The sequence below is a fragment of the Palleniella muris genome, assembly GCF_004792655.1.
Taxonomy (GTDB): Bacteria; Bacteroidota; Bacteroidia; order Bacteroidales; family Bacteroidaceae; genus Prevotella; species Prevotella muris_A.
In genome coordinates, this window is sequence record NZ_SRZC01000019.1 from 55,466 (window position 1) to 67,780 (window position 12,315).

Below are 12,315 nucleotides of genomic sequence, written 5' to 3' on the forward strand. Positions count from 1 at the left end.
TAAGTGGACGCTATATATTTGCTATCTGGTTAAAATCTTGCACTACAACAGATTTGATACATTAACAACATCCGTTTCCGACCGGATGCAGACAGGTTTTGCCGTGACAGGATGCACAAACTCCATGCGCTGCGCATTAAGGAGAAGCCTCTGGGAATGACGACCGTACAGTTCGTCACCCACAATCGGCACGCCAAGTCCTTCGGAATAAGCGCAGTGGATGCGGAGCTGATGCGTGCGACCTGTATGCGGAAACAGCTCCACAACCGTACGACCGTTGCGCGCATGTAATATATTATAATGTGTAATGGCAGGTTTTCCGTCCTTGAAATCCACACGCTGACGAGGGCGGTTGGTGTAATCCGGAGATAAGGGCAGAGAGATTTTCCCTGACGAAGGGCGGTCACTTACGCCGTCAAGGACAGCCATGTACATCTTCCGGATCTCACGCCTTGCAAACATTCCCTGTACCGTGCGCTGCATCTCCTCCGTCTTTGCAAACAACAGTATGCCGGAAGTCTGCATGTCAAGCCTGTGGCACGCATAGACTGTGGCGGACGCCTTTGAGAGAATCTCCTGAGCGGAAAGTCTCTGCCCCTTACCCGGCACGGAGAGCATGCCTGCCGGTTTGTCGACGGCAATGAGCCACTCATCCTCATAAACCACGGAGAGTTCTGTCCTTTCCTCCGGCTGATGCAGCGGATTCGGCTCAACCTCAAGCCCTTGGAGCATAAACTCAAGCACAGGCGCACACTTTCCTTGGCAGGCAGGGTAGAACTCCAGATGATGCCGTATCTCACCAATGGGTGACTTTCCCCACCAAAATTCCGCAATAGCCAACGGCTTGTAGCCATGCAGGAAGGCATGCTGCAGGAGCTTCGGTGCACAGCATTCGCCTGTCCCTGACGGCGGAACGCGGGCGGGAGTCCCGGAGAATATCTCCATAAGGTTCTTAGTCTCGCCTCTTCCGTTCAGCATCACAAACCTCTCAAACAACCAACGTTGCAGAGAATCAGAGAGTTGCTTGCGTAGCACACGCAGCTTTGTAAGTTTCAGGTCATAGGCTGCAACCGCCTCTTCAAAAGATTTCAGCGAGTCTTTAACCGCAACCTTCAAACGCCGAAACTTAGCTTTCTGAAACTGGCTCTCGCGTATCAGCGACTCCTCATCCTCTCCTGAAGCACGGCGCGCCACACGAGAGGCTTTCTGTTCCGCCATAAAGGTGCGGTACTCCTCTATGCGACGCTCTCCTTCCTCCTTTGCCTTGACAAGGGAAGCACAATTAAGAGTATGCCGTGGCGAGCGTTCAAGTTCCTTTATCTCACCGGTCAATGATGTTATCTCTGCTTCATGGACAGCAAAATATCCGTCCGGCTGCAAATAATCAAAGACAGCCGGCACCCATCCCTGCCAGTCCGCCCTGCCACCTATCTGACCGGAATAGGCACGCAGATAGCCTATGCTGCCATTGCCGTCACTGACTACAAGCACACCAAACATCTTTCCCTCCGCCACCTCGTCCGTCCATTCCCTCATAACTGCAATCTCCTCCTGCACAGCCTCGGCAGCCTGCAGGCACAAAGCATGTGGACGATAATAGAACGGACAGTTCAGACGCTCCGGAAGAGTATGAACAGATGACAACGGATAGAAGCATGGATCCATAAATCTTTATTTTATTGTTTAACACAAATCGGTTGTTAGATTTCAGAATGTAATGCAAAGATAATGCAAACCGAGGGCAGACAGAACTTGTTCATGTATGCCGAGGTGCAGCTTATCTTATGCAAAGGTACAAAATATTCATCATTATTACTACAAATCACATGATTATCATACCGTTACGTAGATTTAAATCAAAAATACAATAATTAGCTTTCTTTTTTGAGTGTAAAAACTTGCAACAAACAAATAATGTCCTTATCTTTGCATCGTGTTTTTCATAGTATTAGATTTAAGGTTAACAAAGATTGGGACAGAGCGCTGTCCCTTTTTCTTTTTTAAATACATGAACAACTCCTGAATTCGCAATAACTTTTCCGGAAATTTGTTTGACGTTCACAGATATTTTATGTAAATTTGCAGAGATTTCCCGGCATTTACGGCTACCGCAATATCATTCTGCTGCCATGCAGACATTGCCATAACAACCTTTGCCGGGCAGCATCGGCAACAAAAAGAAACAGAAAACACATTGGAGCATCTTTCACTATACGAACTGAACAGCCTTGTGCAACAGACCATCGAGGAATCGATGGCGATGCAGTATTGGGTGGAGGCGGAACTCGCCGAAGCCAATGAGCGGCGCAGGCACTTGTTCCTTGACCTTGTGCAGAAGGACGAGCGTGGCAACACTCCCGTCGCACGTGCATCGGCAAAGTGCTGGGCATCAGCATGGACGCCCCTGAAAGCACATTTCGAGAGAATCGCCGGACAACACCTTTCGGCAGGGATGAAGCTCCTGCTCAAGGTTTATCCGCAGTTCCACCCTGCCTATGGGTTCTCATGGATAGTTACGGACATCGACCCGACATTCACCCTCGGCGACATGGCACGCCGCCGTCAGGAGATTGTGCGCATACTGAAAGAAGAGGGAATCTTCAACCTCCAGAAAGAATTGTCCCTGCCTATGCTGTGCCGGCGCATAGCAGTGATTTCCAGTGAGACAGCAGCCGGCTACGGGGATTTCTGCAACCAACTGTCGGAGAACGACTACGGATTCCAGTTCATGACACGGCTCTTCCCTGCAACAATGCAGGGCGAGAACGTGGAAAAGTCTGTCATCGCTGCCCTTGACAGGATTTATGCCGTGCAAGAAGAGTTCGACTGCGTGGTGATAATCCGCGGTGGCGGCGCGACAAGCGACATGTCGGGTTTCGACACTCTCGCCCTTGCGGAGAACGTGGCAAACTTCCCACTGCCGATAATCACAGGCATCGGACACGACCGCGACGAGTGTGTGCTGGACATGGTCTCGCATATCCGTGTGAAGACTCCGACAGCGGCGGCGGCATTCCTCATCGACAACATGGCAGCAGTATACGACAAGCTCGCCAATCTTGCCGACCGACTGGCACAAGCCGTAAGGCATCGGCTGGAGATTGAGCGCATGCGACTTGCCTCGCTGACAGCACAAATACCACTCATGGCACGCCAAGGCATACGGCAACGCACCCACACAATAGAGCTGCTCGCCCACCGCGCCGCCGCACTTGACCCTAAATTAGTGCTTGCACGAGGCTACTCAATGACACTTTGCAATGGCAGGATTGTCACAAACGCCGCCAATCTTGCCGAAGGGGACATTATCGAAACACAGTTTGCAAAAGGAAAAACAACATCAAAGGTATGGAAAAAGCAATGAAATACGAGAATGCCGTCACAGAACTCGAACAGATTGTGGCACAGCTGGAGTCAGGGGATATGGACCTCGATGCCATCACCACAAAACTGAAACGGGCACGGGCACTTGTCAAATTCTGCAACGAAAGCCTGACAAAGGCAGACAACGAGATTCAGAAAATATTAGACGGGGAGGAGTGATTTTATCACAATTTGCTTGCATATATGCCGAATTTAATGTAATTTTGCAAGACAATAGGACTAAACTCTTATAAATTGAAACGCAAACATTAAAAAGACTGTAACGATGGAGACAAAGGAGTTCGACTGGTCAAACCTTGGATTCGGCTATCACAAGACAAACTACAATGTCCGCTGCTACTACCGCGACGGCAAATGGGGCGAAATGGAAATCTGCTCCGAAGAAAACATCAATATGCACATGGCTGCCACCTGCCTGCACTACGGACAGGAGGCTTTCGAAGGACTGAAGGCTTACCGCTGCCCGGACGGCAAGGTGCGAGTGTTCCGCACTGACGAAAACGCCGCACGCCTGCAATCTACTTGCCGCGGCATACTCATGCCTGAGGTGAGCACGGAGATGTTCAACAACATGGTGGACATGGTCGTAAAGCTCAATCAGGAGTTCATCCCGACCTACGAGAGCGGTGCGACACTGTACATCCGTCCGCTCCTCATCGGCATGTCGGCACAAGTCGGCGTGCACCCTGCCACGGAATATCTCTTCCTGATGTTCGTCACACCTGTCGGTCCGTACTTCAAGGGCGGGTTCTTCGCCAACCCTTATGTCATCATCCGCGACTTTGACCGCTCTGCACCGTTGGGCACTGGTATATACAAGGTGGGCGGAAACTATGCCGCCTCACTCCTTGCAAACAAGAAAGCGCATGACCTCGGATATGCGTGCGAATTCTATCTTGACGCAAAGGAAAAGAAATACATCGACGAGGCCGGAGCAGCAAACTTCTTCGGCATAAAGAACAACACATACGTCACACCGAAATCAACATCCATTCTGCCGTCAATCACAAACAAGTCGCTCATGCAGCTTGCCGAAGACTTCGGAATGAAGGTGGAGAGAAGGCAGATTCCGGAAGAGGAACTGGCGACCTTCGAGGAGGCCGGCGCTTGCGGAACGGCTGCCGTAATCTCACCTATCTCACGCATTGATGATGTGGAGACCGGCAAAAGCTACCAGTTTGGCGACAAGCCGGGACCTTGGTCGGAGAAACTGTACACAAAGCTCCGCAACATACAGTATGGCATTGAGCCTGACACGCACAACTGGACGCGCGTCGTAATCGGCTGATAACGACAGGCTGACGGCAGAGTATTACACAAGAAACATATTAACACTTAAAATCTAAACATTATGTTACAAAACAGCAAAATCCGCAAGAAGGCTTTGGAATCCCTTGACGGCAATTGGGGCAACGCAGCCCTGATGGTAGTGATTTATCTCGCATCAAGCATTGTAATAACAACACTTGGAGATGCTCTGCTTCCGACAAAAGAAGTGACTTCCGGCGACATTCCTGTGACCGTAGCTCCTTACAGCCCATTCCTCAACCTGCTTCTTCTGCCTATGGGTTTCGCCCTGACAGTGATGTTCCTTGATTTAGTGCGCGGAGGAAAACTTCTTGCCGGCAACCTCTTCAAATATTACAAAAAGCAGAACGTGTGGGCGGTCACAATCCTGTCAGGCATCTATATTATCCTTTGGATGTTCCTCCTCATAATCCCCGGAATAATAAAGGCTTATTCCTATTCCATGGCACCTTACATCGTCAAGGACAATCCGGAGATTGGCGCAGACGCAGCAATCCGCGAGAGCATGAAGATGATGAAAGGCTACAAGATGAAACTCTTCCTCCTTGACCTTTCATTCATCGGCTGGGCTATCCTTGCATTGCTGACCCTCGGTCTCGGACTCATCCTCCTTGAGCCTTATATGTACTCAGCACGCGCCGTGTTCTACGAAGAGTTGAAGGCTGAGCGCGGAATGGTTGACAATAAATATGAAGAAGTTATATAAACAACTCTCAAAAACATAAATGGGAAAAGGGAAATTAGCAAAATTCGCTGACATGGAACGCTATGAGAATGTGTTCCAATATCCATATTCTGTTGTCGACAATGTGCCTTTCGAGATGAAGGGGCATTGGCGAGAGCAGTTCTTTAAGAACGATAACCCGATAGTCCTTGAGCTTGGCTGCGGCAAGGGCGAATACACAGTGGAACTTGCACGCCTTTATCCGGACTGCAACTTCATCGGTGTGGACATCAAGGGCGCAAGGATGTGGACAGGCGCGACACAGGCTTTGAAAGACGGACTGAAGAATGTGGCGTTCCTGCGCACGAGCATCGAGATTATCGACCGCTTCTTTGCAGAGGACGAGGTGCAGGAAATCTGGCTGACATTCTCCGACCCACAGATGAAAAACCCACGCAAACGCCTGACTTCCACATACTTCATGGAGCGTTACCGCCGTTTCCTTGTCGACGGAGGCATAGTGCATCTGAAGACGGATTCTAATTTCCTCTTCACCTACACGTCATACATGGTGGACACAAACGCCCTGCCTCTGCTCTTCCGCACCACTGACCTCTATCATCATGAGGGGCTGGACGAGGAGACGCAGCGCATCCTCTCCATACAGACTTACTACGAGTCGATGTGGATAGCGCGCGGACTGAACATCAAATACCAGAAGTTCCGCCTGCCACGCACCGCAGAACTCACTGAGCCGGATGTGGAAATAGAACTTGACGACTACCGTTCCTACCACCGCGACAAGCGTTCTTCGCTGGAGAAAGCGAGATAGTGTTTATCACAAAAACATCCCATTCTGTATTTTTGAGGATATTTTATTAGAGTGTGATTATATAAATATAACAATAGCGAAAAGATGACAATCACATTTGTGTGCACAGGCAATGCCTCACGCTCCCCGTTTGCAGAGGCGGTAATGAAGAAACTTTTAGCAGAAAACAAACTGAGTGGTTTTGAAATCAATAGTGTGGGCACAAAAAACCTTCATAACGAACCTCGCAACCCGGAAATGGTTGCGGTTGCAAAGGAACTTGGTTATACGCTCAACGGAGTGACACGCCATATATCCGAGGAAGATATCTCCAAATCAGACCTTATTCTTATCATGAGTCCAAAGCATTATGACAAACTGACCGAGATTCTTCCGAAGGAGTGTTGGGGCAAGATAAAACTTTTCAATAAATATTGTTTTGAAGATGACACAGAAGTGCCTGATCCGTACTACCAACCTGACAAGGCTGCCTATAGACAAGCCGCCGATAAAATCATCGCCGGATGCATGTGCATGATTGACAGATTAAAAGCAAACCATAATTAACGTGAGTTCGACGAATTTGCAACTATCTGTTGAAACAGGAGAATGTTACCAAAGCACCGTGAGACGGTGACTCTTTGCTAACCCCGCATGTTCGGCTACGCCTCCATACGGGGCTGTCACTCGCAAGTGATTCTGAGGGTGTGTCAAAATGACCATTTTCAAAAATCCAACTTTCAATTTGTAAGTACAGCCTCTGCAATATAGAAAAGAAACAATTCTCAAACAATCGAACATTCAGCCTCTACCGCGTAGCGGTTTAAGAAAGTAGTACTAAACTTACAAATTGTAACCTTTGAAAACATCGGTTTGAGTTTTGACACACCCTCCTCACCGTGAAGAATCGCTGTTGGCATGTTTTTTTTTATACTGTGAGCTATCGTCTTACGGTGCTGTCGGAGAGCCTATATTTTTGGGGATTATACCAAACAGATTGTTTTGACATTTTTCTGCAAAACAAGCACTATCGCTTGCAAAATGACAGATATATCTATATTTTTTACAAACCAAAAACTTAACAAATATTAAAACAGCATTAACATAACGAAAGGTGACACTTGACTTGGCAAAAGATAACACTTTGCATGGTCAAGCGTCACCTTTCGTTTTGTCAAGCGTTACCTTTCACTTTGCCACTTGTTGCCCTTGATTATGCCGAGCGTGAAAAAAGTCTACACAAAAGGGGACACTCCGAAGATGGAGTGTCCCCTTTTATGTAGACTGCAATTATCCCGTTCCGGCAATTATTCCGTCAGAATCACTGTGGAACAGATTAGAAACCGGAACAGAAACAATACCTATTACTTTGTGTAGAGAGCAACGATAGCCTCGTAGAGCTCCTGCTTGCCGGAAGTCTGCTTAGGCTCACCGTTCTTCTTTCCGTACTCGTAAACCTGCTCCAGTGTGAGCTTGCCGTCCTCGAAGTCCTTGCCCATGCCGCTGTCGAAAGAAGCGTAGCGTGCCTTGACCATAGCTGGGATTTCAGAGTTCTCCATGATCTCCACAGCATTGAGCAGTGCGCGAGCGCATGCGTCCATACCTGAGATGTGTGCGATGAAGATGTCCTCGAGGTCAGTAGAGTTGCGGCGTGTCTTAGCATCGAAGTTTGTGCCGCCCGGAGCGATACCGCCATTGCGCACGATGTGCATCCAAGCCTGTGTCAGTTCAAAATTGTCGATAGGGAACTGGTCAGTGTCCCATCCGTTCTGAGCGTCACCGCGGTTAGCGTCGATAGAGCCCAGCATGCCCTCGTCGACAGCGCAAGCCAGCTCATGCTCGAATGTGTGGCCTGCGAGTGTTGCGTGGTTGACCTCGATGTTCACCTTGAAATCCTTCTCAAGACCGTGAGCCTTGAGGAAACCGATAACGGTCTCTGTGTCAACATCATACTGGTGCTTTGATGGCTCCATTGGCTTTGGCTCGATGAGGAAGTTGCCCTTGAAGCCCTTTGAGCGTGCATAGTCGCGTGCCATGCGGAGCATAGTAGCCATGTGCTCCTTCTCGCGCTTCTGGTCAGTGTTAAGGAGAGACATATAGCCCTCACGTCCGCCCCAGAACACGTAGTTCTCTGCACCGAGTTTGATGCCTGCATCGATAGCGTTCTTAATCTGAACGATAGCGCGAGCGACAACATCGAAGTCAGGGTTTGTGGACGCACCGTTCATGTAGCGTGCATGTCCGAACACGTTGGCTGTCGACCAAAGGAGCTTGATGCCTGTCTCGTCCATCTTCTCCTTTAGGTAGTCAGTGATTGCAGTGAGGTTTGCCTCATACTCCTCGATAGAGTTGCCCTCGCTCACGAGGTCAACATCGTGGAAGCAATAGTAAGGGAAGCCCAGCTTCTGCATAATCTCGAAGCCTGCGTCAGCCTTCTGCTTGGCAATCTCGACAGCGTCAGTGCCCTGGTTCCAAGGGAAGGACTTTGTTGTGCCGCCAAACTGGTCGCCGCCCTCAGCGCAGAGAGTGTGCCACCATGCCATAGCGAAGCGCATCCACTCCTTCATAGGCTTGCCTGCAACTACGCGCTCAGCGTCATAGTAATGGAACGCCATAGGGTTCTTTGACTCCGGACCCTCGTACTGAATCTTACCAATCTCTGGAAAATACTCTTTTGCCATTTTCTTTTTCGTTTTAGTTATTGTTGATGATTATATGTAATGTCTTCCTTCGTTGAAAGTAAGGCAAAGTTACGAAAAAAACGTGTAACAACCAAGCAAAAACGACGGCGAAACAGGTTTATGTAACATTTTGCCCCTATTTATGTAACATTTTACCCAATATCCGCCGCAACTATGCCGGCAGAGATGCCACGGCTATTTCCCATTATAGCGTGTCATGGTCTTCACTATCTGGTCGGAAGTGTCCTGTCTTGGGGTAATGAGAAGTATGTCACCATGCTCTGCAACGATGAAATCCTTCAGACCGTTTATGACGGCTTTCCTGCCCGAAGGCAGAATGACAAGGCATCCTTCCGTATCGGAAAGCACAGCTTCCGTGGCAAGAGTGACATTGGCAGCACTGTCTGTGGACACTGCCTCGTAGATGCCATGCCACGCTCCGATGTCCGCCCAACCGAAATGGCATTCGCGAAGGCAGATGTTCTTGCATTTCTCCAGCACTCCCGTCTCTATGGAAAGGTTAGGGCACATGGAGTAATAGTCGGCTATCCACGCCTCCTCCCTCAATGGGGTCGCCCCTTCCTGATTGCCGAAGAGTCGTGCCACTGAGGGCATCACCGTTGCAAGATGGTCACGTATCATCTTGGTTGAGATGACATACAGTCCCGTGTTCCACAGGAATTCGCCACTCTTCATGAACATCTCGGCAAACTCGCGTTCCGGCTTTTCCGTGAACGACTGCACAGTATGGAAATATCCATGCCTGCCCCGGTTGTCCTCAAGCGGTTCCCCTTTCTGAAGGTATCCATACCCCGGCTCCGGGCGTGTGGGGTGTATTCCCATAGTAAGCAGGCAATCATGGCGGCTGGCATATTCAAGACTCTCGAGGACATCGTCACGGAAAGCCTCATCGTCCTGTATCAGCTGGTCCGCCGGCGTGACTACAATGGTGGCGTCAATGTCCCTTGCGTTGATGCGATGTGTCGCCCACGCCACCACGGGGGCTGTATTGCGGCGTATAGGCTCGCAAAGGAGACGCTCGTCAGAGAGCTGCGGCAACTGCTCGCGTACAATGTCTTCATAATCTATATATGTAGAGACATATATGTTCTCCTCAGGAATTATCTTGCAGAAACGCTCGTATGTCTGCTGCAACAATGACTTGCCGGTGCCGAAAAGGTCAATGAACTGCTTAGGGCGTTCCTCACGGCTCACGGGCCACAAGCGACGTCCTTTGCCGCCGGCAAGAATCAAGCAATAGTAGTGGGCTGTCCTTTCCGACTTCTCCCACAATGTGTCTTTCTGGTTGTCCATGGGATTAAAAGGTGTTTCACGGCTGTGCTTTCTGCAAGCACGCAAGGCTTTCCTGCCATAGCCGCCTGAACTTAATACTCTATCCTGTCACTCTTCTCTCGCCACGCACGGAACGCTGCAAGTGCCTCATTGCGCATGACATTGATGCATGGGACTTTACGTTCCGCCATCGGGCGTCCTATCTCGTCATAAATGAATTGGTCACTGAAGTCTATGTCTGCGGCATCCGTGGCTGTGTTGCCATAATATATTGTGTTTATACCGCTCCAGTATATCGCACTGAGGCACATCGGACACGGCTCGCACGATGTGTAGATGATACAGTCGGAAAGCCTGAACGTCCCAAGTTTCCGGCACGCTTCCCTTATGGCTGACACTTCCGCGTGCGCCGTAGGGTCATTGTTGGCAGTGACCCTGTTGGCTCCGGTGGCTACAATCTCGCCATCCTTGACAACAACAGCACCGAAAGGTCCGCCGCCATTCCTGACATTCTCAACAGAGATGTCTATGGCAGTCTGCATAAAACGCTTGTCTTTATCAGTAATATTCATAGATTCTCAGGGTTAAGAGACAGCACTTCCGCCCTATCCGCCCTAATGTCCGACACATCAATGCCAACAACAAAGCATTTGCATAACAGGTGCCGCAGTCGTGCTTCTCATATTAATTCTACATGCAAAGATAATGCAAACCGAATGCAATAGAGCTTGCTCTTAATTGCTGAGGTATAGCTTATCTTCTGCAAAGATAAGATATTCCAAGGATAAATGGGAAGAAAATTGTTAAATAATTCTTAATTACGCACAACTTTTAACCTAAGGCTTCCTACTTTCAACTTTTATTAGTACCTTTGCATCACAGAAACAACTGTCCACCCAGATGGCGGAATAGGTAGACGCGTTGGTCTCAAACACCAATGCCGCAAGGCGTGCCGGTTCGATCCCGGTTCTGGGTACTACGAAACTAAGATATGGCGAGCAGCGTGATGCTCGCTTATTTTGACGGTAAAGATTGTGGGGAATTCTGGTGCAACAGCTTGCGTCAGGATTCTTATATTTTTGCTGTCTGCTTGAAAAACAATATTATTAACAGCTAATTTTAAATTCTAAAAGATATGGGATACATGTCAAAGGAAGGCTACGAGAATCTCGTGGCCGAACTCCAGCGTTTGGAGTCAATAGAGCGTCCGAAGGCCTCGGCGGCTATCGCAGAGGCTCGCGACAAGGGTGATTTGTCAGAGAATGCAGAGTACGATGCGGCAAAAGAGGCACAGGCGCATCTCGAAGATAGAATCAATCAGATGAAGATGACCATCGCAAACGCGAAAATCATCGACAAGAGCCGTCTCAGCACTGACGCCGTGCAGCTTCTGTCAAAGGTTGAGATGACAAATCTTGCCACAAACACAAAGATGACTTACACTATCGTAAGTGAGCAGGAGGCTGACCTCCGCGCAGGAAAAATCTCAATAGAGACTCCTATCGCACAGGGACTTCTCAACAAAAAGGTTGGCGATGAGGTGGAAATCAAGATTCCTCGCGGCATCCTGAAGCTGCGTATCGACAGCATCACTATCGAGTAAACATCCGTGTTTGCCACGCCGGGGAAGCTCTGCAAGCATATTTTCCGTGCATTTAGTGGGTATATATGCAAAGAACATGTGGGACTATGTCGTTAATCACGGCACAGTCCCACATTATTTTAATGTAAGCATCATACCGATTCCGTATTTACGCCAAATCACTTATTTGTCATAAATACGGAAGATTCTTTCCATCATCTTCCATTTCTGGTCACTTGTGTCCGTGGGATTGCACTGCTGGAACTGTGCCACGTAGGCTTCCCAGTCACTCTGTCCTGGGAGTTGCGCGAGCTTTGCCATTGCTGTGTCCCAATCGAAATCCTCCGGAGCGTCGACAATCATAACGACTTGTGTGCCGAGACGGTAGAGTTCCATCTCAAGGATTCCCACCTCGCGCATGCCGGCAAGCACCTCAGGACGGACATGCTGCTCGTCGTGTGCTTCACAATAACGGTGAATAAGTTCCTCGTTGTCTTTCAGTTCCATGGTCTGGACATATCGCTTTATGCGCTTCCCATGGTCTTTCTGGATATAACCTTGTGTCATGTTGGTAGAAAATTATGTTATTAGT

General features: G+C 49.1%; 12 protein-coding genes and 1 tRNA gene. 8 read left to right on the forward strand and 5 right to left on the reverse strand.

Annotated elements, in window-relative coordinates; genetic code table 11:
- Window positions 1-42: 42 nt before the first annotated feature.
- Window positions 43-1,665: an RluA family pseudouridine synthase gene (locus E5358_RS11160; RefSeq protein WP_135940263.1), complete on the reverse strand. Its 1,623-nt coding sequence runs from the start codon at window positions 1,663-1,665 to the stop codon at window positions 43-45.
- Between the two features lie 529 nt (window positions 1,666-2,194).
- On the opposite strand from E5358_RS11160, the gene xseA reads away from it, so the two are divergent.
- From xseA to E5358_RS11190, 6 genes are all read left to right on the forward strand, one after another.
- Complete coding sequence (gene xseA, locus E5358_RS11165; RefSeq protein WP_135940264.1) at window positions 2,195-3,364, forward strand: exodeoxyribonuclease VII large subunit; 1,170 nt, start codon at window positions 2,195-2,197, stop codon at window positions 3,362-3,364.
- Window positions 3,349-3,543, forward strand: a complete 195-nt coding sequence (gene xseB, locus E5358_RS11170; protein WP_135940265.1) for an exodeoxyribonuclease VII small subunit — start codon at window positions 3,349-3,351, stop codon at window positions 3,541-3,543. The genes xseA and xseB overlap by 16 nt, the downstream gene beginning before the upstream one ends.
- A gap of 88 nt (window positions 3,544-3,631) precedes the next feature.
- The gene (locus tag E5358_RS11175; RefSeq protein ID WP_338400497.1) at window positions 3,632-4,672 is read left to right on the forward strand and encodes a branched-chain amino acid aminotransferase; all 1,041 of its coding nucleotides are present in this window, start codon (window positions 3,632-3,634) and stop codon (window positions 4,670-4,672) included.
- Between the two features lie 63 nt (window positions 4,673-4,735).
- The gene (locus tag E5358_RS11180; RefSeq protein ID WP_277821273.1) at window positions 4,736-5,398 is read left to right on the forward strand and encodes a DUF975 family protein; all 663 of its coding nucleotides are present in this window, start codon (window positions 4,736-4,738) and stop codon (window positions 5,396-5,398) included.
- Between the two features lie 19 nt (window positions 5,399-5,417).
- Complete coding sequence (trmB, locus tag E5358_RS11185) at window positions 5,418-6,188, forward strand: tRNA (guanosine(46)-N7)-methyltransferase TrmB (protein WP_135940268.1); 771 nt, start codon at window positions 5,418-5,420, stop codon at window positions 6,186-6,188.
- Between the two features lie 84 nt (window positions 6,189-6,272).
- The gene (locus E5358_RS11190; protein ID WP_135940269.1) at window positions 6,273-6,734 is read left to right on the forward strand and encodes a low molecular weight protein-tyrosine-phosphatase; all 462 of its coding nucleotides are present in this window, start codon (window positions 6,273-6,275) and stop codon (window positions 6,732-6,734) included.
- Window positions 6,735-7,531: 797 nt separating this feature from the next.
- On the opposite strand, the gene xylA is transcribed toward E5358_RS11190, so the two are convergent.
- The 3 genes from xylA to E5358_RS11205 all read right to left on the reverse strand — a co-directional run bounded on the left by xylA (window position 7,532) and on the right by E5358_RS11205 (window position 10,713).
- Window positions 7,532-8,848, reverse strand: coding sequence for a xylose isomerase (gene xylA / locus E5358_RS11195; RefSeq protein ID WP_135940270.1), 1,317 nt, complete (start codon window positions 8,846-8,848; stop codon window positions 7,532-7,534).
- A gap of 195 nt (window positions 8,849-9,043) precedes the next feature.
- A complete protein-coding gene (locus E5358_RS11200) occupies window positions 9,044-10,162 on the reverse strand; it encodes a mannose-1-phosphate guanylyltransferase (RefSeq protein ID WP_135940271.1) in 1,119 nt (372 codons plus the stop codon).
- Between the two features lie 71 nt (window positions 10,163-10,233).
- A complete protein-coding gene (locus E5358_RS11205; protein ID WP_135940272.1) occupies window positions 10,234-10,713 on the reverse strand; it encodes a nucleoside deaminase in 480 nt (159 codons plus the stop codon).
- Window positions 10,714-11,035: 322 nt separating this feature from the next.
- On the opposite strand from E5358_RS11205, the gene E5358_RS11210 reads away from it, so the two are divergent.
- Both E5358_RS11210 and greA read left to right on the forward strand, forming a co-directional pair.
- Window positions 11,036-11,117: transfer RNA gene (locus tag E5358_RS11210), tRNA-Leu, on the forward strand.
- 159 nt (window positions 11,118-11,276) lie between these two features.
- Window positions 11,277-11,744, forward strand: a complete 468-nt coding sequence (gene greA, locus E5358_RS11215) for a transcription elongation factor GreA (RefSeq protein WP_135940273.1) — start codon at window positions 11,277-11,279, stop codon at window positions 11,742-11,744.
- Between the two features lie 162 nt (window positions 11,745-11,906).
- Here greA and E5358_RS11220 read toward each other — a convergent pair whose 3' ends face one another.
- Complete coding sequence (locus E5358_RS11220; RefSeq protein ID WP_135940274.1) at window positions 11,907-12,290, reverse strand: L-rhamnose mutarotase; 384 nt, start codon at window positions 12,288-12,290, stop codon at window positions 11,907-11,909.
- Between the last annotated feature and the right edge of the window lie 25 nt (window positions 12,291-12,315).